The sequence below is a fragment of the Sphingomonas sp. CFBP8993 genome (assembly GCF_034044895.1).
In the GTDB taxonomy this organism is placed as follows: Bacteria; Pseudomonadota; Alphaproteobacteria; order Sphingomonadales; family Sphingomonadaceae; genus Sphingomonas.
Window position 1 is genome coordinate 11,327 of the sequence record NZ_JAXCWU010000005.1, and the last position, 22,149, is coordinate 33,475.

Genomic DNA, 22,149 nt, shown 5'->3' on the forward strand with positions numbered 1-22,149 from the left:
AACAGCGTCGCCGATTCCCCCCGGCGCACAGGATTTTGCGGTGTCGATCGTGCCCGCGAAAGTCAAAGCCGCTGCGCCCCGCCGCCCCGATGCTGCGGCAAGACGTGGCCGGACCGGCACAAATGTCGTGGGCTGGCGACGATCTTGCCCCATGCCGTTGCAACCGCGCGCGCGAAGCCCGATGTAGGGGGCATGACAAGCCGCGTATCGGGCGCCGTGACGGCCGTTCTCGGGCCGACCAACACCGGCAAGACGCACCTCGCGATCGAGCGGATGTGCGCGCATTCCAGCGGCATCATCGGCTTTCCCCTCCGCCTGCTCGCCCGCGAGGTCTATGACCGGGTCGTCGCGCTGAAGGGCGCGAACCAGGTTGCGCTGGTGACCGGCGAAGAAAAGATCGTGCCCCCCGATGCGCGCTGGTTCCTGTGCACCGTTGAATCCATGCCCGACCGCGATGTCGCCTTCGTGGCGCTGGACGAGGCGCAGCTGGGCGCCGATCCCGAGCGCGGTCATGTCTTTACCGATCGGTTGATGCATGTGCGCGGCCGCGACGAGACGATGATCCTGGGCTCCGAGGCGCTGAAACCCATGATCCGCGCGCTGGTCCCCGATGCCGAGATCATCGCCCGGCCGCGCTTCTCCACCCTGACCTATGCGGGTGCCAAGAAGATCAGCCGCCTGCCCAAGCGCTCGGCGATCGTCGCCTTCTCGGCCGAGGAGGTCTACGCGGTGGCCGAGATGCTGCGCCGTCTGCGCGGCGGCGCGGCGGTGGTGATGGGCGCGCTTTCCCCACGCACCCGCAACGCGCAGGTCGAGATGTTCCAGGCGGGCGAGGTCGATTACCTCGTCGCCACCGATGCGATCGGCATGGGCCTCAACATGGATGTCGCGCATGTCGCCTTTGCCGGGCTCCACAAGTTCGACGGCCGCCGCCGTCGCCGCCTGACGGTGGCCGAGATGGCGCAGATCGCCGGGAGAGCGGGGCGACACCACCGCGACGGCACCTTCGGCGCGCTGGCCGAGGAGGGGCCGGACTCGTTCCTGCCCGAGGAAGTGCTGGCGATCGAGGAGCATCGCTTCCCCCGGCTCGACCATCTCTTCTGGCGCGAGGGCGATCCCGACCTGTCGAGCATCGACGCGCTGATCAAGACCCTGGAGCGCAGGCCCGAACCCGGCGTGCTGCGCGCCGCCCCCCTCGCCACCGATTTGCAGGTGCTCAAGCGCCTCGCCGACGAGCCCTGGGTCCGCGACCGGGTGGGGCGCCCCGCCATGGTCGCGCGGCTGTGGGCGGCGTGCGGCATTCCCGACTTCCGCAAGGTCGGCATCGATCCCCATGCCCGTTTCGTCTCGCGCGTGTTCGGTCATTTGTCCGAAGGCCTCGGCCATGTCCCGCACCAGTGGTTCGCCGACGAGATTGCGCGGCTCGACAATATGGCGGGCGATGTCGAGACGCTGGCGGGCCGCCTCTCCGCGATCCGCAGCTGGGCCTATATCGCGCAGCGCGCCGACTGGCTGGCCGATCCGCGCCACTGGGCCGAGCGTACCCGCGAGATCGAGGAGCGGCTGTCCGACGGTCTTCACGCCAGCCTGACCCAGCGTTTCGTCGACAAGCGCACCACCGCGCTGATCCGCCGCATCGGCGCGGATGCGGGCGCGCTGCCCGTCATCATCGGGCCGGAGGGCGAGGTGCTGGTCGAGGATCACCCCATCGGGCGGCTGGAGGGGTTTCGCTTCACCGTCGAGGCGGGCGCGCGAGCCAATGACAAGCGGCTGCTGCTCGCCGCGGCCGAAAAGCGGCTGGGCACCGAGCGGTCGCGCCGCGCCGAGGCGCTGATCGCCGCCGAGCATGATGCATTCATGCTTCGGGAGGACCGGCTGGTCTGGGACGGGCATGGCGTCGCGCGACTGACCTCGGGTCCGTCGCTGGGGCGGCCGGTTCTGCGGCTGGAACGCGACCTCGATTGCCTGGCCCCGCTCCAGCGCGATCAGGTGAAGGCGCGGCTGGAGACATGGCTGGCGCGGTCGCTCGACCGGCAACTACCGGCACTCGTCCGGCTGGCGGGACTGGCGCGCGAGGCCAAGGCGTCACCGGCGATCCGCGCCGTCGCCGCTGCGCTGGAGGATGCGGGCGGCATCGCGCCGCGCCAGCCGCTGCGCCTGATGATCGACGCGCTGTCGCCCGACGAACGGCGGCGTCTGCGCGGGTTGGGCATCACCATCGGCACGCTCGACGTCTTCGACCCGCGCCTGCTGAAACCCGGTGCCGCCACGTGGCGGCGCACGTTGATGACGCTATGGGGACAAAGCCCCGCGCTGCCCCGGCCGGGCGCGACCATCCTGAAGCGCGACGAGCCGGGACGTACCGTCGCCTCGGGCTTCCGGCCGCTCGGCGAGCAGGCGGTGCGCATCGACCTGGTCGAACGCATCGCGCGCGCCGCGCATGACGCACGGGTGGGGCGCGGGCCGTTCACCCCCGACGCCGCGCTTGCCACCTCGATCGGGCTGGAGGCGGCGACGCTTGACCGGTTGATGGGCGATCTGGGCTTTCGCAAGATCCGGGGCGAGGAGAACGAACCAGCCCGCTGGATCTGGCGCGGTCGACCACCCGCCCGCCCCGCCCCGCGCGTCGCGGCCAGCCCCGGCAACGCTTTTGCCGCGCTCGCCGACTGGGGGCGGACACCGTGACCATAATTCCCCTTGCCACCCCGGCGGAGGCCGGGGCCCAGTTGCGGTGAACGTGATGGCGCGCCACCCGCCCATTTGGCATCTGGACCCCGGCCTTCGCCGGGGCGGTAGAAGATTTATGGGTTTCTCCTCCCGAAAGGACCGTCCCACCCTATGAGCACCCGTGCCCCCGCCCCTGAGTCGATGCGGCTCGACCGTTTCCTCTGGTGGGCGCGGATCGCCAAGTCGCGGGAGCGGGCACGGGAAATGGCGTGCGACGGGCATTTCCGCATGGACGGCCGCGCGATCGATCGCGCCCATGCGCCGGTCCGGGTGGGCAGCATCCTGACCTTTGCACAGGCGGGTGACGTCCGCGTCCTGCGGGTGGAATCGCTGCCCGTCCGGCGCGGACCGCCCGCCGAGGGGCGCGCCTGTTACTGCGATCTGGTCACTTCCCCGGTTTCAAGCGTTGACGGATCGCCATACGCGGCATAGCAGCACGCGTTCGTACCTTGGGAGTTGTCATGACCTACGTCGTCACCGATGCCTGCATTCGCTGCAAGTATATGGACTGTGTCGAGGTGTGTCCCGTCGACTGCTTCTACGAGGGCGAGAATATGCTCGTCATCAACCCGTCTGAATGCATCGACTGCGGCGTGTGCGAGCCGGAATGCCCGGCCGAAGCGATCCTGCCCGATACCGAGAGCGGGCTGGAACAGTGGCTGGAGCTGAACAACACCTTCTCCGCCCAGTGGCCCAACGTCACGCGCAAGCTGGACCAGACGCCGCCCGACGCCGACGCGATGAAGGGCGTCGAGAACAAGTACGACCAGTTCTTCAGCCCGGAACCCGGCAAGGGCGACTGATATAAACTTTTCCTCCCCTGCAAGGGGAGGTGGCAGGCCGAAGGCCTGACGGAGGGGTGTCACCCTCTCGATGATGGGGATACTCCTCCACCATGCTTCGCATGGTCCCCCTCTCCTTACAGGGGAGGAAGAGGAGGGAAGGCGGTCAGCATGGACCATGCCTCGGCCGCCTGCGCCCGAAGGTTCCCCTAGCCCGCAGATATGCTGGTAATTTTGTTGCGACCATGCTATATAGTCCCGCGACGGGCTTAGCTGTTTTCGCGACCGCCCGCCTTGATGTGTTCGACCCTTCCTTCCCGAGGCCGATGAGATCAGTGGACTCATTTCCGCTCGTCCGGCGCTCGTGCGAAGGCCTTTGATCCGGAAAGGCCCCCAATGGCTGCCAAGGCGCTCCACTTCGACGTCGGTGACTATGTCGTGTATCCCAAGCATGGCGTGGGCCGCGTGATCGAGCTGCAAAAGCAGGAAATCGCAGGGATGCAGCTCGAACTCTATGTGCTGCGCTTCGAAAAGGAACGCATGACGCTGCGCGTTCCCACCAACAAGGCCGAGTCGGTCGGCATGCGCAAGCTGTCCTCGGACAAGACCATGCGCGAGGCGATGGAAACCCTGAAGGGCAAGCCCAAGGTCAAGCGCACCATGTGGTCGCGCCGTGCCCAGGAATATGAAGCCAAGATCAACTCGGGCGACCTGGTGTCGATCGCCGAAGTGGTCCGCGACCTGTTCCGCGCCGACGACCAGCCCGAGCAGAGCTATTCCGAGCGGCAGATCTTCGAAGCGGCGACCAGCCGCCTCGCGCGCGAACTCGCCGCGATGGAAGAGGTGGACGAGCCCCGCGCTCAGGAAAAGATCTTGGAAATCCTGCGCGCCGCCGCGGCCATCTACAACAAGGAAAAGCCCGCCGCCTGACCGGCGGCGGCGGCTCGACCGAGGCGAAAGGGGGCGGTGCCATGCGGTGCCGCCCCTTTTCATTTGCGTGGTGCCGGTCTCCTTGTGTATTGCTAGAACAATACACAAGGAGACCGTTCCATGATCCGATCCTTACGCCTGCCCCTGATCGCCGTCGCGGTGCTCGCGATCCCCACCGCCGCCTGTTCGTTCGACTGGTCTTCGGACGAAGGCGACGTCGTACCTGCGCAGGGATCGGGCAATGCCCGAAGCTTCGCTGCACGCGACTTCACCGGCGTCGACCTGCACGGCAGCGATCCGGTGGAGGTCCGGGTCGGCGGCGATTATTCGGTACGGGCGGAGGGTCCGGCGGACACGCTCGACCAGTTGCAGGTCGAGCGCAACGGCACGACCCTGCGCATCGGCCGCAAGAAGGGCGTGCACTGGGGCTGGTCGAAGGGCAATCCGGTCCGAATCCTCGTCACCCTGCCGCACCTCGCCGATGCGGGCGTGTCGGGATCGGGCCGGATGACGGTCGACCGGGTCGAGGGGCCACGATTCCATGGCGGCATCGCCGGGTCGGGCGACCTGGTCATCGGCGCGATGCGGGTCGGCCATGCCGATCTGGGTGTTGCCGGGTCGGGCTCGATCAGTGCCAGCGGCACCGCCGATACGCTGAAGATTGGCGTCGCCGGGTCGGGCGATGTCCGCGCGACCGGACTGCGCACCCGCCAGGCCGATGTCTCGATCGCTGGCTCGGGCAATGTCACGGCGCGGGTCGAAGGTCCGGCCAAGGTCAACCTGATGGGCTCGGGCAGCGCCGATCTGGGCCCGCAATCGACCTGCACCGTCAACAAGATGGGGTCGGGCTCGGCGCGCTGCGGTCGTTGATCCGGGTTGCGGGGCGGCGGTGACGGGGCGAAGGTGGCGTCATGCTCCATCGCCCCGCCCTCACCCTGTCGCTGATCCTCGCCGCACTGCCTGCCATTGCCTTGGCCGCAGAGCGCCGGGTCGACCTGAGCAGCTTCGACAAGCTGCGCGTCGAGGGGCCGTTTCGCGTGACCATCACCACCGGCCCCTCGCCGCGTGGCATGGTATCGGGCGATGCCGAGGCTTTGCGCGCGGTCGAGACGCGGCTGTCCAACGGCGTGCTCGTCGTCCGGCGGGTGGTGGCGGATGGCGGGCCGGTGCGCAGTACAACACCCGTCACGCTGACACTGACCGCGCCGCCGCTCTCGGCCATCACCGTCATCGGCGGGGCGCAGGTGAATGCGCAGGCGCTGAAGGGAAGCGCCATGACGCTGTCGATCACAGGCGCAGGCGAGATTCAGGTCGAGCGGGCGGACGGCGATCAACTGACCGCGACGCTGTTCGGCCCCGCCCGGCTGGGCATCGGCGGCGGACGGGTGGGCCGTGCCCGGCTGCTCGCCAACGGTCCGGTCGCGCTGGCGGCCAGCGGGCTGGATGCGGGCGACCTGTCCGTCACACTGGAGGGTGCGGGCGAGATCGGCGCGCGGGCACGCTATACCGCGACCATCGGCAATAACGGCCTGGGTCGCGTGATCGTCGAGGGCACACCCAAATGCCGGGCCACCGGGGGCGGGTCGGTGCGTTGCGGCGCGAAATAGCCGCTTAGACTCGCCGCGCCAGAAACGCGTCGATCGCGGCCAGGGCATTGGCACGGATCGGATCGGCCTCGCGCAGGATCTCATGCGCGCAGTCCCTGCCGAAGGCGACCAATTCCCCCTGCGGCAGGCGCGCGGCGACCTGTCCTGCGGCGCGCGCATCGACCAGTCGGTCGGCCAGCGCCACCAGCATCAGCACCGGCACCTGGATTTGCGCCAGCCCTGGATCGCGGCGCAGCGCCGCCGTCGCGCGAAACGCCTCGGCCACCCAGTGCCAGCTGGGCGATCCCAGGCACAGTTCGGGCCATTCGCGGCGAAAGGCCTGCTGGTCGGCGAAGCGCGCCACGTCATGGGTCAGCCGCTTCTGCCGGGCGCGCGCCGCCGCGTCGGTTTCCAGCCGTCGCCAGGCGGGGCGAGCCGGATCGCCGCGCCCGACCTGCCAGCGGGCAAAGCGCGCGCCCGCCCATTGTCCGACCGGCGAGCGCAGCGCGAGCATCGGCGCGACCAGCACCACCGCATCGGGCGTGATCGTGCCCGCAGCCAGCGCCGACAGCGTGACGAAGCCGCCCATCGAATGGCCCAGCACGACATGCGGCCCCGGCGCCTCATCGACCCAGGCGGCATGAAAGGTGGCAAGATCCTCGCCCAACTGCTCGAACCGGTCGATATGCCCGGTGCCGTCACCGGTCAGCCGCCCCGAGCCGCCCTGCCCCCGCCAGTCGAAAGCGCTGACGTCCCAGCCCTGCGCCCGGAAATGATCGATCGCGTCGCCATATTTCTCGATCATGTCGGCCCGCCCCGTCTGGAACAGCAGACGCCCGCGCCGCACCGTCCCCGGTACGCGCGGCCGGTCATAGCGGCGATGGACCCAGCCATCGGGCGCGGTCCAGTGTGACAGATAGGGGGCCAGGGCACCCCGAGCCATGTCGATCTCCATCGTCGCCATATCACCTCGCCCCCTGTGCGAACCCCGATTATTTGCCTCTCTCGACGGCCAGACCGAACCAAGCAAGTTTCGACGCGTTCATCCCCCAGCAATCTTTTGTTACAGTCAAAAGGGGGGGCGCGCGTGCTTGGTCGGATCTTGGCAAAAATCCTGGGTTGGACGCTCGCCCTGCTCGGTGGCTTCTTTGCGGTGGCGGGCGGCTATCTCGCGCTGATCGGCGGCTCGCCTTATTATGTCGTGACCGGGCTGGCGATGATCCTGTCGGGCGCATGGATCGGGCGGGGCGATCCGCGCGGACGCTGGCTATATGTCGTCATCTGGCTGGCGACGATCGTCTGGGCATTGTGGGAAGTGGGGCCGGACCCGCTTCAACTGGTGCCGCGCGTCGTCGCGCCCACCGTTCTCCTCATCCTCGTCATCCTGCCCTGGCTGATTGCCGGGATGCATATGCCCCGCGTCCGCACCCGCGCGGTGCCCGCCATGCTCGGCATCGTCGCGCTGCTGATCGCGGTGCCGGTGCTGCGCAGCCGCCCGGCCGAGGCACAGGACCCCGCCCTCCCCGCCGGGTTGCCAGTCGCGGCACGGGCACCGGTCGGCGACTGGACCGATTATGGCGGCACGCTGTCGGGTCAGCGCTACTCCGCGCTGTCGCAGATCACGCCGGGCAATGTCGGCAAGCTGGAACTTGCCTGGACCCAGCGGACCGGCGACCTGCCCGACCGCGCGGAAGCGGTCGAGCATAAGCGCGAATATCATTCCGAAGCGACGCCGATCCATATCGGCGACACGCTCTATACCTGTACCCCGCATTCGATCGTCCAGGCGATCGACGCGACGACCGGGCGGACCAAATGGACCTGGAGGGATCAGGTCAGCCGCCAGGGCAACAGCTATCTCGTCTGTCGCGGCGTCGCCTTTTACCAGGCCCCGGCGGGCACGCCCTGCCCGCGCCGCATCTTCGCGCCGACCTTCGATGCGCGCATGATGGCGCTGGATGCCGATACGGGGCGGCCCTGCCCCGGTTTCGGCACGAATGGCGGCATCGACCTGCGCCGCAACATGGGCGTGTCAGGCCCGGCGGACCAGATCAGCACCTCGCCCCCCGTCGTCGCGAACGGCCGCCTGATCGTCGGGGAGCGGATCGTCGACAACGTCAACCGCAACATCCCCAGCGGCGTCGTGCGCGCCTATGATCCCGTAACGGGCGCCGGCATCTGGGCCTGGGACGTCGGTCGGTCGCAGGACGCGATCCCGCCCTTGCCCGAGGGGCAGACCTATACGCGCGGCACACCCAATGTCTGGGGCGCGATGACAGCCGATCCGGCCAATGGCCTGGTCTATCTGGGTACCGGCAATGCCTCGCCCGATTACTGGATCGGCTGGCGACGGCCGTTCGACGACCGGTTCGGCACCGCCATCGTCGCGCTGGAGATCGCCACCGGCAAGCTGCGCTGGGTCCGCCAGCTGGTCCACCGCGACATGTGGGACATGGACCTGCCGATCGGCCCGTCGCTGTTCGACTATCGCGCGCCGAACGGACAAACGATCCCGGCACTGATCCAGACGACCAAGATGGGCCAGGTCTATTTCCTCAACCGCCTGACCGGCGCGCCGATCACCCCGATCGTCGAGCGGTCCGCGCGCCAGGACGGTGCGACGCCGGGGGTGAAGGTGTCCCCGACCCAGCCCTGGTCGGTCGGCCTGCCGTCCTTCACCCCGCCCGCCCCGACCGAAAAGGCGACTTGGGGCGCGACGCCGATCGACCAGCTCTTCTGCCGGATCGACATTCGCCGCGCGCAGGGCACCGGCATCTATCAGCCGACGGGGTTGAAGCCGATCATCGGCCATCCCGCGTTCGACGGCGTCACCGACTGGGGCGGCGCGGCGCTCGATCCGGTGCGGCAGGTCTTCACCGTCAACACGATGGAGATGCCGTTCAAGATCTGGCTGATGCGCCGCGACGATCCGCGCGTGAAATCCTATATGGAAAAGAAGAAGGGCGGCGAGAATGCGCGCGAGCCCAACCTCCAGACCCAGTACAACACCCCCTATGTCGCGGTGGTCGCCGCCTGGATCGGCCCGTTCGGCGCGCCGTGCAACGCGCCGCCCTGGGGCCATTTGACCGCGGTCGACCTCAATACGAAGAAGGTCGTGTGGAAGAAGATATTGGGCACCGCGCAGGACACCGGCCTGTTCGGCAGCCATCTGGGCGTGCTGATCAAGACCGGCGTGCCCAATCTGGGCGGCTCGATCATCACCGCGTCCGGGATCGTGTTCATCGGCGCGACCACCGACCAGTATTTGCGCGCATATGACCTGAAGAGCGGCAAGGTCCTGTGGCGTGCACGGCTTCCCGCAGGCGCGCAGGCAACGCCGATGACCTATCGCGGGCGCGACGGGCGGCAATATGTCGTCATCACCGCCGGCGGGCATGGCGCGCTGGGCACGCGTTATGGGGATTATACGATGGCGTTTGCGCTGCCCAAGGGGGTGTGAGGAGCGTCAGATAAACTGCGAAAGCTCACCCAAGACACACCCCTCCCGCAGGCGGGAGGGGATGGGGGAGGGAAAGGAGTCTCACCGAGACCATCGCCACCGTGGCAGCCCCCTTCCCCAAACCCCTCCCCCGTCGCTGAGGAGGGGCTCAAGGCATCAGAAGATCGACCATTCCAGGATCGCGGGTTCCTTGGCCTGCACCGTCATGCGCAGGAAGCGCGCCTTGCCCGGATGGCGCAAGGTGATCGGCGAGCCGCGCACTCCCGTCTCCGCGGCGACCTGACGCCAGTTCTTGCCGTCCACCGACGCCTCGATCCGCAGATCCTGCGGCTGGATCGCAAAGGCCGGACGCACCCGGCTTTCGCGCAACGTCCGCACCATGCCCAGGTCGGCGGTCAGCACCGGCGGCTGCCCGGTGTCCGGCCGCCAGGCGGTCGCGTAGTTATCGTCCGCCGCCAGCGCATCGGCACCCTTGCCGGTCCAGCGCAAGCCCCGTGTCCGATGCGCCGCAAAGGCCGGGATCACCGGATCATGGCTGGGCCGGACTTTCTCCAACAGGCCATCGCCACGTACGGTCAGCGGATCGACCGCCACCTGCCGCAACACCCGCTCGCCGCCCATGACGAAGGGCAGCGCCTGGCGGTGATAGAGGATGTAGGACCGCCCCTGGTCCGCGAAGATCGCGTGATGGCCCGGGCTGATGATCTGCTTGCCGGCATCGGTTTCCAGGACCGGGCTGTTCGCCGCCTCGACAAAGGGCCCCATCGGCGACGATCCGACCGCATAGCGCACCTTGTAGGTGTCCTTGGTCGTGTTGCCGTCGCTATAGGTCAGCAGGTATCGCCCCTTCTCCTTCACCATGAAGGGGCCTTCGAAATAGTTTGCCGGGGTCACGTCCTTCGGCGCGCCATCGAAATGGACCATGTCGGGCTTCAGCTTCACGACGAAGCAATGCCCGTTGACCCAGTTCAGCCCCGATCCCCAATAGAGATAGGCCTGGCCGTCATCATCGACGAACGCCTCGGCATCGATCATGTGATAGGCGGGCGCGAAGTCGCGCGCGATCAGCGGCTTGCCGCCATTGGCATCGGCCCAGGGACCCGCCGGAGAGGCTGCGGAGCCGACCCATACCTCGCTGCCGACCGAGACATACATATACCAGCGGCCGTTCGGTGCCTTGACCACCGAGGGGGCCCAGACCTTCGCATCGCCCGAGGTCGGGCTGGTCGCGGCCTGCTTTGTCGGCCAGTTGGGCTGGGAGAAAGTCCAGTCGCGGCCATTGTCCGAGGTCCACAGGCCCAGACGGTCATCCCCCCACGGGTCGATCGTGGCGAAGATGTACCAACGCCCCCCATCGCGCACGATGGAGGGGTCGGCGAAATAGCCGGGGAGCAGCGGATTGCCCGCGCCCGGCGCATTCCACGAAAGGTCGCGCCGGGGCGCGGCGGACCCCGCCATCGCAGTTCCCCATATTGGGGCGAGCAGGACGGCGGCGAACAGCGCCCCGGCGCGGGACCACATCAGCGCAGGTCCAGCATCACGACCGACTTGGCCGGGATCTGCACGGTCAACATGCCGCCCGACAGCGTCGCGCCGTTGAACGGCTGCGGCGTGATCTGGTTCGGCGCGTCGAAGGTGTTGTGCGCGTCCATCGCCGTGCCGGTCAGGATACGACCCGACACCTGGGCGGCGTTCAGACCGTCCAGCTTGACCGAGACGGTCGTGGGCTGGTTGGGATCGACATTGGTCAGGCCGACATGGACCACGCCCGCCTTGTCCCGCACGGCCGAGGCGCTGACCGCCTTCATCACCCACTGGTCCTTGTTGTACCAGCGCGACTGCACGTCGACCGGCAGGACGGTCGCGTCCTGATAGTCCTTGTACATGTCGAAGACCCAGTAGGTCGGCGTCTTCACCATGCGTGCGCCGTCGGTCAGGATCATCGCCTGGAGGACGTTGATCATCTGCGCGATGTTGGCGCCGCGCACCCGGTCGGCGTGGCGGGCGAAGATGTCGAGGTTCAGGCTCGTCACCACCGCGTCGCGAAGCGAGTTCTGCTGATAGAGGAAGCCCGGATTGGTGCCGGGTTCGACATCATACCAGGTGCCCCATTCGTCGACGAGCAGCGCGACCCGCTTGTTCGGATCATATTTGTCCATGATCGCCGAGTGCCGGGTCAGCAGCTCTTCCATCTTCAGCGTCTTGGACAGGGTGCGGGCCCAGGCCTCCTCGTCGAAGCCGGTCGCCGCGCCCTTGTTCGCCCACGAGCCGGGGACGGTGTAATAATGGACGCCGATGCCGTCGAACGCGGAGCCCGCATCGCGCATCATCACTTCGGTCCAGTTGTAGTCGTCATTGTTGGCGCCGCTGGCGATCTTCATCAGCTTTTCGCCGGCCGGCACCTTCAGGAACGTCGAGTAGCGGCGCGTCACGTCGGCGGCATATTCGGGACGCATATTGCCGCCGCAGCCCCACAACTCGTTGCCGATGCCGAACATGGCCAGCTTCCAGGGGCGGTCGCGGCCGTTCTTGCGGCGCTCCTCGGCATAGGTCGATTTGGACGGGAAGGTCATATATTCGACCCACTCGGCCATCTCGGACGGCGCGGCCGAGCCGACATTGCCCGAGACATAGGCCTCGGCGCCGACCATCTCGCTATAGTTCATGAATTCGTTGGTGCCGAAGCTGTTGTCCTCGGTCACGCCACCCCAGTTGGTGTTGACCTTGGTCAGGCGCTTGGATTGCGGACCGATACCTTCGCGCCAGTGATATTCGTCGGCGTAGCAACCGCCCGGCCAGCGGATGACGGGAACGCGGATCGCCTTCAATGCGTCGATGACGTCGCGGCGATAACCGTTGATGTTGGGGATCTTGCTGCCCTTGCCCACCCAGATGCCCGGATAGATGCCGGTGCCCAGATGCTCGGCAAACTGGCCGAAGATGCGGCGGTTATAGATCGGACCCGGCCGGTCGCCGTGCACCGACACGGCGTCTCCGGTGGTCGTCGGCGCGCTGGCCGCCGCCGTCTGGGCGCTCGCCGCGCCCGCGAACAGCGTGGCGGCGGCCGCCGCGAACAGGAATTTCGTTGCCCTTTTCATGGATTCTCCTCTGCCTGACGCGGCATGATGACTTATTGTCAGAGTAAAGGATAGCCCTATTGCGGTTCCGTCGCGCGGCCGGGCCTGGCCTGGTCGGGGGTCGTGCCCTGGCCGGTGAAAGGCTCCAGGCGGAAGACGACCCGCGTCGGCTCAAGCTTCGTCCGGTATTTCATGTGCGGCTGGCCGACATGGCTCCATGTCGTGTCGCCGCCGACACCCCATTGCGCGGCATCGATGATCAGCGTCGTCTCGCCATGGGCCACGATATCGGTCGATTTCCAGGTGCCGGGCGCGCGGCGGTAGAGATCGGTATAGGGGAATGCGAGCGCCTGCATCATCAGCGGCCGGGGCGCGCGGACCCGCAGGCCGCCCCCCTCGCCCGACAACTCCATCCAGCGGACATCGACCTTGTTGCCGGTGTCCTGGGGACGCATGTAATCATGGTCCTGCTCGGCAATCGTCCCGCGCCACAGCCCGATCGCGGCCGAGCTTTTCCGATCGACATAGCTTTCATGCGGGCCCCGGCCATACCATTCGACCGTCTTCATCGTCGTGGGCATGGTGTACCACAGGCCGATGCGAACCGGCGGCGGCAGGTCGGCCTTGAGCGGCACGAACTGCCCGTCGACATCGACCGCACCGTCGCCCGCCATCCTGTATCGGGTGACGAAGCGCGCCGCCCCCGCCCCCATCTCGTGATCCACCGTCACGCTTCGATCTGGACCGATCGATACACTGCGTACCTGATAGCGGCCGTTCATCGTGAGCCACGGGCCCTGCTGCGCCACCGTGCCATTGGCGGTGTCGTTGTCGGTTTCGGCACGGACGAAATTGGGCTTGCCGCCTTTCGCCAGCACGCGCCCTCCCGAGGCATAGCTGGCGACCAGCCCGGTCTTGCGATCGATGACCAGCTCCGCCCCGTTCGCGGAGAGGGTCACATTGTCGGCCGTATCCGCGACGGCGACCTGGCCCTTGGCGGCAACCGGCATGGCAGGCGCGTCGCTCAGCGCGAACTGCTCCCAGCCGATGACGTAATTCGCCGGAACCGCACGGATCGTGCCGTCCTTGGCATGGGCGCGGACGGTCAGCAGATATTCCGCCCCGGCCTCGGGCGTGAACTTCGGTGCGAGCGCGACCGTCTGCACCTGTCCGGCGGCGGTGGTCAGCGCAGGCAGATCGCCCTTCGCCACCACGACCCCGTTCTTCTCCACCACCCAGTCGAAAGTGAAGCCCGACAGGTCGATAAAGTCATGACGGTTGTGAACGGTCAGACGCCCGGTCTTCGCATCATAACCGTCGAAGCGGATCGGCGACTGGACCTTCTGCACCTCATAGAGTTGCGGGTTGGGGGTCCGGTCGGGCTGGTTCAGCCCGTCGCCAAACTCGATATCGCCGCCGGGATTCGGGCCATATTCGCCGCCATCGCCCCAGTAACGCCGCCCGTCCCTGGTATAGCGGTACATGGACTGGTCGACCCAGTCCCAGATGAAACCACCCTGCAACTTGGCGTGGGCGTAGATGGTGTCCCAATAATCCTTGAAATTGCCGCCCGAATTGCCCTGCATATGGGCATATTCGCATTGGATCATCGGCTGGGTCCGCGTCGGGTCCTCGGCCCAGTCGACCATCTTCTCGATATCGTCATACATGGGCGCATAGATATCGACGTAGGAATTGGGCTGGTGGCTCCAGTCGAGCGTCCCCCAGCCGAGATAGGAAATCAGCCGCGAGCCGTCGCGCCGCCGGATCGCCGCCGCCGCCTTCTCAAAATTCGGGCCGATGCCTGCTTCGTTGCCCAGCGACCAGAAGATGATCGAGGGGTGGTTCTTGTCCCGCTCGACCATATTCATCACGCGGGCAACATGCGCGCTTTCCCAGGCGGGGTCGAAGCCGATCTGATACCTGCTCCGCTCGTCACCGTGGCGGTTGCCCTGCTCCATATAGGCGTGGCTCTCGATATTGGCCTCGTCCATCAGGTAGAAGCCATATTCGTCCGCCAGCGCCAGGAAGCGCGGGTCGTTGGGATAGTGCGAGGTGCGGATCGCGTTGAAGTTGTTGCGCTTCATCAGCTCCAGGTCGCGACGCATCGACTCCTCGGAGATGACGTGGAAGGTTTCCGGGTCATGCTCGTGCCGGTTGACGCCGCGGATCATAATGCGGCGGCCATTGACCATGACCTGCCCGTCCTTGATCTCGACGGTGCGAAAGCCGATCCGCTGCGGCGTGGCCTGCACCACCTGTCCTTGCGCGTCGACCAGTTCGACCAGCAGCGTGTAAAGGTTGGGCGTCTCCGCCGACCATGCCCGCACGCCGGGCACCGCCGCATCCAGCGTCGCCGAGGTCGCGCCCTTCGCTAGCGCCACTTGCCGCGTCACCACCGTCCGCTCGCCGTCAAGCAGCGTCATCCGCGCCGTCATCGCCTGGGGCAGCGCGGGCAGCGTCAGTTCTGTCGACAGCGTCCCATCGCGATAGCCCTTGTCTAGCCCGGCATGGACGAACAGGTCGTCGATCCGTGTCCGGGGCACGGCGCGCAAATAGACCGACCGCTCGATGCCCGAGACGCGCCAGAAATCCTGATCCTCCAGATAGCTGCCGTCCGACCAGCGATGGACCTGGATCGCCACGACGTTGCGCCCCGGCTTCAGGAACCGCGTGACGTCATATTCGGTGGGGAGCTTTGAATCCTCGGAGTAACCCGCCTCCTGCCCGTTGATCCACACCCGATAGGCCGATCCCGCCGCACCGATCTGAAGGATCACATCCTGCCCACGCCACCCGTCGGGCAAGGTGATATCACGACGATATGATCCCGTCTCGTTGTCGTCATGCGGCACGAGCGGCCGGTTCGCCGGGAAGGGATAGGTAATGTTATTGTATTTGGGCTTCCCATACCCGTGCGCCTGCCACATTGCGGGGACCGGAATCGTCTTCCACTTGGACACGTCGTAATCGGGCCGCTCGAACCCCTTGGGCGCACCGTCGACCGAGGGGGAGAAGGCGAAGGACCAGGCGCCGTCCAGGCTCATATAACGGCTGGACTTGGCCTTATCCCCCGCCAGCGCCAGCGCACGGCTTTCATAGGGAAAGGCGGTGGCGCTGGCGGGCCGGGTGCCGCGCGCGTTGACGGCGGGGTTCTCCCAGTCGGGGCGGCGGGGATCGACCTGCACCGGGGCCACTTGCGGACCGTTCGTCTGGGCCGGAACGGGGCTCGCCAGAGCCACCACGGCCGCACCGGCCGCCAAACGCCACTTCATGCCACTCCCCTTTTTTATCGCTGCGCCGCCGCGCTTGTGGCCATGGCATAGCCATGTTGTCGGAGAAATGCGTCATGATCGGGCATCAGCTCAAGCGATTTTCGCGTCACCGTCGCAATATGCGCCAGTCGCGCAGCGGCTTCCTCGCCCGCCATGCCCAGCGCGATCGGGTCGAACCCGCGCGGGCTCAACCCCTGCCCGTCCATCACCGCCAGCCAGCTCGTCTTGGTGAACAGCGCCTCGCCCTCGCGATGGATTCGCCCCGTCGCGCGATAGATATCCAGCCGATCCTGCAAGGTTTCGGGCACCGTCATGGTGCGCAGATCCCGCCAATAGCATGTGTCGTCACGGTCGGTGGCGTGGAAGTGCAGGATGATGAAGTCCCGGATATCCTCATATTCCTCCGCCATCAGCCGATTATAGCGGCGGCGGTCGGCGGCTTCGAACGCGGTCGTCGGCAGCATTTCGAGCATCCGTGCGATACCGACCTGGATCAGATGGATGCTGGTCGACTCCAACGGCTCGAGAAAGCCGCCCGCCAGCCCCAACGCGATGCAGTTTCCTTCCCACATCCGCGTCCGCCGTCCGGTACGGAAACGGATGCTGCGCGGCTCGGCAAGTGCTGGTCCATCCAGCCCCGCCAGCAGCCGCGCGGTCGCTTCATCGTCAGACAAATGGGTCGAGGCATAGACGATGCCGTTGCCGGTGCGATGCTGAAGCGGGATGCGCCACTGCCACCCCGCCCCGTGCGCGGTGGAACGGGTATAGGGCGTCAGCGCACCGGTCCGTGCCGAGGGCACGGCGATGGCGCGGTCGTTGGGCAGCCAATGTCCCCAATCCTCGAACCCGACGCCCAGCGTCTCGCCCAGCAGCAGCGCGCGAAACCCCGAGCAGTCGATGAACAAATCCCCCGCGATCCGCGTGCCGTCCTCCAGCACCAGCCCCGCGATCAACCCGTCGTCGCGGCGCTCCACGGACGCGACCTGCCCTTCATGCCGTAGGACACCCTGCGCCTCGGCCCGGCGACGTAGAAAGCGGGCATAGAGCCCGGCATCGAAATGATAGGCATAACCGATATGGCCCAGCGGCGTGTTGCCGGGGCGCGGGGTGGTGAAGCGGTTGGCCGCCGCCGCCTGAGTCGCCAGCGCATAGGCGTCGAGTGGTGCGGCACGCCCCGCCTGCTTCATGCGCTGCCAGATCGCCTCGAACGGAATGGCCCCGAAATCATGGCCATAGGTGCCGAAGGGGTGGAAATAACGGTGGCCGGGCCGCCGCCAGTCGACGAACTCGATACCCAGTTTGAAGGTGCCGTTGGTTTCGCGCACGAACTCGCGTTCGTCGATGCCAAGCAGCGCGTTGAAGGCCTGGATCGGCGGGATCGTCGCCTCGCCGACGCCGATCGTGCCGATCGTATCGGATTCGACCAGCGTGATGGCGGGTCCGTCACGGCCCAGAACGCGGGACAGCGCCGCCGCCGCCATCCAGCCGGCGGTCCCACCGCCCAGGATGACGATCCGCCCGATCGCCGCAGGGTCGCCGTGCTGCGGGGCGGTCCGGGGCTGTTGCATCATGCGTCCGATCGCACCATTGCCTGAGGAAAGGCGGCATGGGGGCGGTGCCTCCCCCATGCCGAGGTGGGGTCGTCAATAAAGGACGCGGATCGATGCGCCAAAGCGGCGATCGTTCAGCTGATACTGAAGCGGTGCGGCAGGCGTGCCGATGTACAGCACGTTCATCCGGTTGTTCAGGTTCACCGCATCGATCGATACCGCGAGATTCTTGGTCAGGTTGAGGTTCAGCGAGGCGTCGAGCGAGGCATAGGGGCGTGCATATTGCGCCTCGCCATTCGCACCGCTGCCCGTGGTCGCATCGAGATAGCTGGAACGCCAGTTCCAAGCGACACGCGCGGTCACCGGGCCCTTCTCGTACAGGCCGATCAGATTGTAGCTGTGCTTGGACAGCTTCTCGAGCGGCAACGACTGCGGCGCGTTGGGATTGTTGCCCGCGAACGGATTGGCGACGTTGGAGTCGACATAGGTATAGTTCGCCTGGATCCCCAGACCGCTGAGCAGGCCCGGCAGGAAGTCGAAGAACTGCTGATAGCCGATCTCGGCGCCCTTCACCGTGCCGCTGCCCGAATTGACGACGGTGTTCACGTCGTAAGCCCGACCGCCATAGACTCCGACGACCCGGCCGCTGGCCAGGAAGCCGTCGATCTTCTTGTAGAAGATACCGCCGGTCAGCGAGCCCGCAGAGGCGAAATACCATTCCGCCGTCAGGTCCAGATTGTCCGAGTCGATCGGGCTGAGCCGTGGATTGCCAGAACTGGCGCTCGGCCGTCCGGTCGCCGGATTGACCTGGTTCGGGTTGTTGAGCGTGATGTTGGTCGAAAGCTGGTCGAAATTGGGGCGCGCCAGCCCCTTGGAATAGGCGAAGCGCATCTGGAACTCGTCGGTCAGCCGGGCGCGCAGGTTCACGCTGGGCAGGACGCGATTATAGCGGTTCTTGAGCGCCAGCGGCGCACTGCTGCCATCGGCGTTGAACTGCGTGCCGTTGGACGTCAGGTCGGTGCGGATGATCCGCGCGCCGGCGCTGCCGTCGAAGCGCACGCCGCCCGCCTCGAACTCGTAATCGGCCATGCCCCAGGCGGTGTAGGTCTTTTCGGTCTGGTTGTTCAGGTCGCCCGGCGTGAAGGCATCCTTGGTCTTCGCGCCGAACAGCGCATAGAGCGCCTTGGTCTGTGCCCAGACGCCGTCTCCCGCCGGGAAGGCCGGGTACAGGATACCCCCCTTCACCGTATTGCCGTCGAACCAGTTGGCCGACGGCCCCTTCATCGCCAGCTGCGGGAAGCGCGACAGCGGGATCAGCGCGGTGCCGGCCGGGGCATCGGTGCCCGGTGCCACCCCCTGGTACAGGCTGACGCCGTTCCAGGTGCCGCGCAGGTCGATGGTATTGTCGGCGAAGCGCGCACCGCCGCGCAGCTTCTGGAGCACACCGCCCTTGAAATCATATTCGATGTCATAGGCGAGCGCGAGCGTCTCGGCATCGTTGCGCTGGAGCGAGTCGGCGATGAACGGCAGCGTATAGTTGGCAGGATTGTTCAGCACCGTCGGGTCGGTCACGTCCCAGCGCGGATATTTGCCGCGCAGGTCGAACACCACGGTCGAGGGATGCGGCGCGTTGAGCGCGGTCTGCCCCGACCGGTTGTAGAGCGACAGGACATGGCCGTTGCGATCGGCATTATAATAGGACGTCAGATACTGGACGTCGAAATTCACCTTCGCCCGGTCGGTCGCCTGCCAGCCGACGTTGAAGGTATAGTTCTGGCTGGCGCTCCACAATTCCTGGTCGAAACGCCCGGTCTCGAACGTCTGGGGCGAAAGCGCGCCGCTGGTCGCATAACCCTGGTCGTTGAAGGTGAAGGCCGCGCCCGGCGCTGCACCCGTGCCATAGGAGGTGACCTGCCCGGCGGCGTTATACTGGTTCGAGCGGTTGTTGTAGTCGTAGTAATAGGCGCCGGTGCGGTTGAACCAGTATTTGGTGCCCTGATACTGGGCGGTGACCAGCACGTCCTCGTTCGCCTGCCATTGCAGCGCGGCGGCGATGCCGAAGCGGCGGCGGTCGCCGCTGTCGTCATAGATTTCGAAGCCGTACGGGATGCGCGCATTGGCGGGCGCGTTGGCGATCGTGCCCGGCTGCGCCTCGGCGAAGGGCCCGGCGAGCAGGCCGTCCTGGCGATACTGGCTCTTGGAATAGACCGCGTTGACCAGGATGCCGATCTCACCGATCGTGCTGTCGAAGCGGTTGCTGTACAGGCCCGAGATCGAGCCGCCGAACTTGTCGACCCGGTCATAATAATTGCCGCGCGCGGTCAGCGAGATAACCTGACCCGCCGAGTCGAACGGCCGGCGCGTACGCAGGTTCACTGCGCCGCCGATGCCGCCCTCGATGATGTTGGCGGGTGCGTTCTTGTACACGTCGATGCCCGCGAGCAATTCGGGGGGCACGCCCTCCAGATCGAAGGCACGGCCGCCCGATGCCGAGTAAACGGCGCGGCCATCGAGGAAATTCTGCACCTGAGTCAGGCCGCGCACGGTCACGGCGGGCTGGGTGCGGTGATCGAAGTCGGTCGCGCCTTCGCCGTAACGACGCTGGATCTGGACGCCGGTGATACGCTGCAACGCCTCGGTCGTGTTCGCGTCGGGCAGCTTGCCGATATCCTGCGCCTGGACCGAGTCGACGATCTGGTCGGCATTGCGCTTGATCGCCTGGGCAGAACGAAGGCTCTCGCGGACGCCGGTGACGACGATGTCCTGGTCACTGGGTGGGGCCTTGGCGGCCTGATCGGCGGTCAGTGCCTGGGTCGATTGCGCGGTCGCCTGGACCTGCGCCATGGCCGGTGTGCCCCACAAAGCCGCCATGGACGTACCGCACAGCAGAATCGTGCCGATCTTCATCGCCTTATCCCCTCCCTTTATAGGCCTGCCCATTTTGTCATGGGCGCGTACCTAATTGTCTGATTTATACGTTCCGTTCCGAGGCCTCGCAACTGGAATTTCCTGTCACGGCTGGCTTAACACGACCGAATATTTCACGGGAAAGCCTAAATGGTTCGATTGATGGCGTATTTTTGATCCGAAAACCGGGATTGACGGGCTGATCAATCCTGATCCTATAGTCAGACGTAAAACGGGAGCATGAGACTATGGGCGGGATGATTCCAGACAAGCCACGGCGATGGCGACTCGCTGCCCTGCTGGCCCTGGGCATGTCCGCAGCCGCCACGCCCAGCTTGGCGCAGCAGCCTGCATCACCGGCGATGGATCGCCCGGTGCCCGTGACGCTACGCCCCGCGATCGACCGGCCATCGACGGTGTTCGAGGGCTGGGGTACGGCGCTGGCCTGGTTCGCGCATGTCACCGGCGGCTGGCCCGAGGCGGAGCGGATCCGGCTGGCCGACCTGTTCTATGGTCCGGACGGGTTGGGCTGGACGATCGCGCGCTACAATATCGGTGGCGGCAATGCGGCGGATACCCCGCCCTATATGAAGGTGGGTCGCGCGGTGCCGGGCTTCTGGCGGCAACCCGCGGGCGTGAGCGGCAAGGATTGGTGGCGCGCCAACGACCCCGCCATGTGGGACTGGAACCAGGACGCCAACCAGCGATGGTGGCTGGATGCGATCACCGCCCGCGTGAAGCAACCGATCTTCGAGGCCTTCTCCAACTCGCCGCCGTGGTTCATGACGGTCAGCGGCCGAGTGTCGGGCGCGGAAAAGGGCACCGAGGACAATCTGCGCCCCGGCCAGGAAACCGCTTTCGCCACCTATCTGGCCCGCGTCACCGACGAATTGCAGCGGCGGCATCACCTGACCTTCCGCACGCTGTCGCCGGTGAACGAGCCCAACACCAATTACTGGTTCGCCGCCAATACGCAGGAGGGCGCGCATTGGAGCCCGGCGCGGCAGGCGCAGATGATCGACGCCACCGCCGCCGCGCTGAAAATCAGGGGGCTGGCGACGGTCATCGCCGCGCCCGACGAAACCGCCTCGCACCTGTTCGTCCAGGACTGGGCCGCCTACCCGCCCGCCACGCGCGCCAGGATCGGCCAACTCAACGTCCACAGCTATGGCACCGTGCACCAGACGGCGGTGCGCGACATTGCCCGCGCGTCGGGCATCAAGATGTGGATGAGCGAGAACGACACGCCCTTGTCGGGCGACCCGGAAGACCTGACCGGCATGGCGACGCCGCTGGCCTTTGCCGAGCATGTCGTCGGCGACCTCAAGCGGCTGGAGCCCGCCGCCTGGGTCTTCTGGCAGGCGGTCGAGGATCTCAGCACCCGCAAGGGCGAGAAGGGATCCAATTGGGGCATCGTCAAGGCCGACCTGATGGGCGCGGCGGACCAGCCCCATGCGATCCACGTCACCGGCAAATACTGGGCGATGGCGCAGTTCAGCCGCTATATCCGGCCGGGCGACCGGCTGGTGCCGGTGGACGACATGGATACGGTGGGAGCCTTGTCGCCGGACGGGCGGCGGCTGGTGCTGGTCCATGTCAATCCGGGCCTGTCCCCACGCCCGCTGACGGTGGCGGTGCCGGGGCGGTGGCAGCGGCGGATGATCGTGACCGATGCCGTTCATAAGGCTGTGGATATTTCGGGGGATATCGCGCCGCCGCAGTCGGTGGTGACGTTGATATTGACGCGGTGAGTTTTGGGCGAGCTCGGGGCGTGGTCTTCGAATGCGCCCAGGCTGAACGTCTGTTGGGGAAGGGGCTTCACGCTCCCGCCGTTCAGCTTGAGCCAAGTCGAGGG

14 protein-coding genes are annotated in these 22,149 nt (G+C 66.6%); 8 read left to right on the forward strand and 6 right to left on the reverse strand.

Annotated elements, in window-relative coordinates; translation table 11 throughout:
• Nucleotides 1–192 precede the first annotated feature (192 nt).
• The 6 genes from SOM26_RS11185 (at nt 193) to SOM26_RS11210 (ending at nt 6,046) form a co-directional block, all read left to right on the forward strand.
• On the forward strand, nt 193–2,685 hold the full coding sequence (locus SOM26_RS11185) for a helicase-related protein (protein WP_320452807.1): 2,493 nt from the start codon (nt 193–195) through the stop codon (nt 2,683–2,685).
• A 153-nt stretch (nt 2,686–2,838) separates the two neighbouring features.
• Entirely contained in the window at nt 2,839–3,159 is a 321-nt protein-coding gene (locus tag SOM26_RS11190; RefSeq protein WP_320452808.1) for a S4 domain-containing protein, read from the forward strand.
• Nucleotides 3,160–3,188: 29 nt separating this feature from the next.
• On the forward strand, nt 3,189–3,530 hold the full coding sequence (fdxA, locus tag SOM26_RS11195) for a ferredoxin FdxA (RefSeq protein ID WP_042486955.1): 342 nt from the start codon (nt 3,189–3,191) through the stop codon (nt 3,528–3,530).
• A gap of 375 nt (nt 3,531–3,905) precedes the next feature.
• A complete protein-coding gene (locus SOM26_RS11200) occupies nt 3,906–4,439 on the forward strand; it encodes a CarD family transcriptional regulator (protein ID WP_042486954.1) in 534 nt (177 codons plus the stop codon).
• Nucleotides 4,440–4,559: 120 nt separating this feature from the next.
• Nucleotides 4,560–5,309 (forward strand): head GIN domain-containing protein, encoded by a 750-nt coding sequence (locus tag SOM26_RS11205; protein WP_320452809.1) that lies wholly within the window; start codon nt 4,560–4,562, stop codon nt 5,307–5,309.
• A gap of 41 nt (nt 5,310–5,350) precedes the next feature.
• On the forward strand, nt 5,351–6,046 hold the full coding sequence (locus SOM26_RS11210) for a GIN domain-containing protein (RefSeq protein WP_320452810.1): 696 nt from the start codon (nt 5,351–5,353) through the stop codon (nt 6,044–6,046).
• Nucleotides 6,047–6,050: 4 nt separating this feature from the next.
• On the opposite strand, the gene SOM26_RS11215 is transcribed toward SOM26_RS11210, so the two are convergent.
• Nucleotides 6,051–6,968: an alpha/beta fold hydrolase gene (locus SOM26_RS11215; protein ID WP_320452811.1), complete on the reverse strand. Its 918-nt coding sequence runs from the start codon at nt 6,966–6,968 to the stop codon at nt 6,051–6,053.
• A gap of 144 nt (nt 6,969–7,112) precedes the next feature.
• On the opposite strand from SOM26_RS11215, the gene SOM26_RS11220 reads away from it, so the two are divergent.
• Nucleotides 7,113–9,485, forward strand: a complete 2,373-nt coding sequence (locus SOM26_RS11220; protein ID WP_320452812.1) for a membrane-bound PQQ-dependent dehydrogenase, glucose/quinate/shikimate family — start codon at nt 7,113–7,115, stop codon at nt 9,483–9,485.
• A gap of 156 nt (nt 9,486–9,641) precedes the next feature.
• Here SOM26_RS11220 and SOM26_RS11225 read toward each other — a convergent pair whose 3' ends face one another.
• From SOM26_RS11225 to SOM26_RS11245, 5 genes are all read right to left on the reverse strand, one after another.
• A complete protein-coding gene (locus SOM26_RS11225) occupies nt 9,642–11,006 on the reverse strand; it encodes a family 43 glycosylhydrolase (protein WP_320452813.1) in 1,365 nt (454 codons plus the stop codon).
• Nucleotides 11,006–12,583, reverse strand: coding sequence for an alpha-N-arabinofuranosidase (locus SOM26_RS11230; RefSeq protein ID WP_320452814.1), 1,578 nt, complete (start codon nt 12,581–12,583; stop codon nt 11,006–11,008). Before SOM26_RS11230 ends, SOM26_RS11225 begins: the two co-directional genes overlap by 1 nt.
• 56 nt (nt 12,584–12,639) lie before the next feature.
• Complete coding sequence (locus tag SOM26_RS11235) at nt 12,640–15,837, reverse strand: glycoside hydrolase family 2 TIM barrel-domain containing protein (RefSeq protein ID WP_320452815.1); 3,198 nt, start codon at nt 15,835–15,837, stop codon at nt 12,640–12,642.
• A 14-nt stretch (nt 15,838–15,851) separates the two neighbouring features.
• Complete coding sequence (locus SOM26_RS11240; protein WP_320452816.1) at nt 15,852–17,408, reverse strand: tryptophan halogenase family protein; 1,557 nt, start codon at nt 17,406–17,408, stop codon at nt 15,852–15,854.
• Between the two features lie 72 nt (nt 17,409–17,480).
• Nucleotides 17,481–20,294, reverse strand: a complete 2,814-nt coding sequence (locus SOM26_RS11245; RefSeq protein WP_320452817.1) for a TonB-dependent receptor — start codon at nt 20,292–20,294, stop codon at nt 17,481–17,483.
• A 311-nt stretch (nt 20,295–20,605) separates the two neighbouring features.
• On the opposite strand from SOM26_RS11245, the gene SOM26_RS11250 reads away from it, so the two are divergent.
• The gene (locus SOM26_RS11250; protein ID WP_320452818.1) at nt 20,606–22,045 is read left to right on the forward strand and encodes a glycoside hydrolase; all 1,440 of its coding nucleotides are present in this window, start codon (nt 20,606–20,608) and stop codon (nt 22,043–22,045) included.
• The last annotated feature ends 104 nt before the right edge of the window (nt 22,046–22,149 follow it).